3 protein-coding genes are annotated in these 2,569 nt (G+C 69.1%); 2 read left to right on the top strand and 1 reads right to left on the bottom strand.

What is annotated here, in order from left to right; translation table 11 throughout:
• Positions 1-1,237: App1 family protein (locus JWQ05_RS07400; protein ID WP_299656880.1), on the bottom strand; the 1,237-nt coding region annotated here is incomplete at its 3' end.
• A gap of 237 nt (positions 1,238-1,474) precedes the next feature.
• Here JWQ05_RS07400 and JWQ05_RS07395 point away from each other — a divergent pair.
• Positions 1,475-2,083, top strand: a complete 609-nt coding sequence (locus JWQ05_RS07395; RefSeq protein WP_299656877.1) for an urea carboxylase-associated family protein — start codon at positions 1,475-1,477, stop codon at positions 2,081-2,083.
• A gap of 68 nt (positions 2,084-2,151) precedes the next feature.
• A partial coding sequence (gene rnhA / locus JWQ05_RS07390; RefSeq protein ID WP_299656875.1) for a ribonuclease HI occupies positions 2,152-2,569 on the top strand: 418 nt, incomplete at its 3' end.

Here is a 2,569-nt window from a genome sequence, read left to right as displayed (position 1 = left end):
ATAGGGCGGGCGGATCGTGCCGCCGCGGCTCGACGATGACGTTCGGCGGCGTCGCGCCTGTCTCACCGAGAACCTTTCGCAGGGCGCGAGCCTGGGTACGACCGGCATGACGGCGAGTCCGCGGAGCAGTGCCGTCGGCGCTCCATTCCCGCGCCACCTCCGCCACCGCGTTGCGATCGATCAGCCCGTGCTCGGCGGCGTGCTCGGCCATGGCGAGACTGTCGGCAGCCAGAACCAAGCTGCTGCCCGCCGCCTCCACGGCCTCGGCGAGCTTGGCGATCTCACTGATCCGGCTCGCATCGTGGGAGACGTTGCGGATATAGACCGCCACCACCCGGCCGGGATGCGCGGCGACCACCTGCCCGTAGACCTCGGGGTCGTGCTGGCCGCTATCGCCGATGAGGACGAAGGGCAGGTCGTGGTAGAGCGACAGCATGCGCTCGATCAGGTCGCGCTTGTGGTCCTCCGCCCGGCGCGGCAGCGGGCTCTTCCAGGACAGGCCCCACTCGCGCAGGAACATCACCGGCCCGACGGGGATCCGGTGCATCGTGAAGAATTCGCTCAGCATGTCGTAGATGCCCCAAGGGGCACGCGAAACGTAGAGCATGGGGTTGCCCTCCCCGCCGCACGGTCCGGCGTAGAGCGCCCGGTACAGGGCAGCGGCACCCGGGAAGGCGACCCGGTTTTCGGCATCCTCCACGAACAGGCGCCAGAGCATCTTGAGCTTGTTGGCGACGCCCGTTCGCATGATCGTGTCGTCGATGTCGCTGATGATCACGCGCCGGCACTGCGCCGAGGGAATGAACACCTGGCCCTTGGCGTGCACGGGCTCGGGCCCGGCGAGATCGAGGTCCATCGTGTGCCAGGAGGCTTCCGGCGGGGCGGGCAGACGCGGATGCAGGTGGACGCGAAAATACCCATCGCGGTCGGTCACCACCTCTTCCGTGCAGCCGAAGAACCGCGCGGTCAGCACCGCGCCCGCCACCGAGCGGCGGGTGATGCGCCGGCGGATGTCGCGCAGTTCCGCCGCCCAGCCCTCGTTTACGGCCGTCGCGCTCCGCTGCGACTGGCGAAAGACCCGACCGATCAGGAAGACCTCGTCGCGCGAGCCGTAGCCGCGATAGGTCTCGATCACAGTCCCGGCCTTACCCTGCGAACGCCGCACGGGCTTTGCCAGAAGGCGCAACGCCCGCAAGGCGCCTCTGGCGAAGCGCGTGGCGCCCTGTCGGCCGGTCATGGTTGCGTCGTCATGGGTTTGCGGCCCTGCCTCTGGTCCTCGGTTCAATGCCCGAATCCGGCGAAGGTTCGGACTGCCGCCGGATCGAGAGTGAGGCCCGCCGACACCAGCGCAATCGGGACTCCGGCGAATCGTGCGGCCATGCGGCGGGAACTCCGCTTCACGGCCACGGTTCTCGCCGGAGCGCCGCTGCCAGGGGCGTGATCCGGGGTCGACGTCTCGTGCAGATTTTCAGCCATGCCGCCTGAGACCGTCACGCACGAAATCGCGCCGCGCTCCGGCGTCGCCTTCACTCTCGACAAGGGCGAGCGCCTCACCGTGATCGACCCGCAGGGCGAGCAGGTGGCCGACCTTCTCGCCTTCGTGCGCGGCGACCTCGACGAGGTGATCTCGTCGGGCCGGACCCTCGATTACGCCAGCCGGATCTATCTGACGACCGGCGACCCGATCTATTCCAACCGCTCGAACGTGCTTCTGCGTATCGTCGAAGATACGGTGGGGCGCCACGACTTCCTGCTGACCCCGTGCTCGGCCGACACCTTCCGGATCATCTACGGCGACACGCACCCGCATCGCGGCTGCTTCGGCAATCTCGCGGCCGCACTGGCGCCCTACGGCGTCGCGCCCGACCGGATTCCGGTGGCCTTCAACGTGTTCATGAACGTCACCGTCGACGGGGGCACCGGCGAACTGAAGGTCGAGCCGCCCCTGAGCCGGGCCGGCGACCACGTCACCTTCGAGGCGGAATGCGACCTCGTCGTCGGGCTGACCGCCTGCTCGGCGCTGCAATCCAACAACAACGCGTTCAAGCCGATCCGCTACCGCATCGATCCCGCCCGCGCCTGAAACGGGTGCCGGCGGGGTGCCCGACCGTGTTATGGGCGGCGCGTCGTGAACAGTCCGAAGCGAGATCCATGCGAACCATCGTCTATGCCGACGGCGGATGTGACCCCAATCCCGGCCCCGGGGGCTGGGGCGTCGTGATCGAGGCCGAGAGCGGCCGGATCGAACTCTGCGGGGGCGAGCGGGCCACCACCAACAACCGCATGGAGCTGACGGCGGCGATCCGCGCGCTGCAACATTTCACGGACGGCGCGCAGATCGAGATGCGCTGTGACAGCCAGTACGTCATCAAGTCGGTGACCGAGTGGATGCGCGGCTGGAAGGCCAAGGGCTGGCGCACCTCGACCGGGCCCGTGAAGAACGTGGAGCTGATGCAGGAGCTCGACGCCCTCGCCGCGCGCCGCGACGTGCGCTGGACCTGGGTCCGGGGGCACACGGGCGAGGTCGGCAACGAGCGGGCCGACCGCCTGGCGGCGCAGGGGCGGCGCG

The organism is Methylobacterium sp., from assembly GCF_028290105.1.
Lineage (GTDB): Bacteria > Pseudomonadota > Alphaproteobacteria > Rhizobiales > Beijerinckiaceae > Methylobacterium.
This window is presented reverse-complemented; position numbering and strand designations above follow the sequence as displayed.

What these genes read in the sequence shown, in the direction of transcription:
- JWQ05_RS07395 (WP_299656877.1), top strand. Translation starts at nt 1,475, where the DNA reads ATGCCGCCTGAGACCGTCACGCACGAAATCGCGCCGCGCTCCGGCGTC.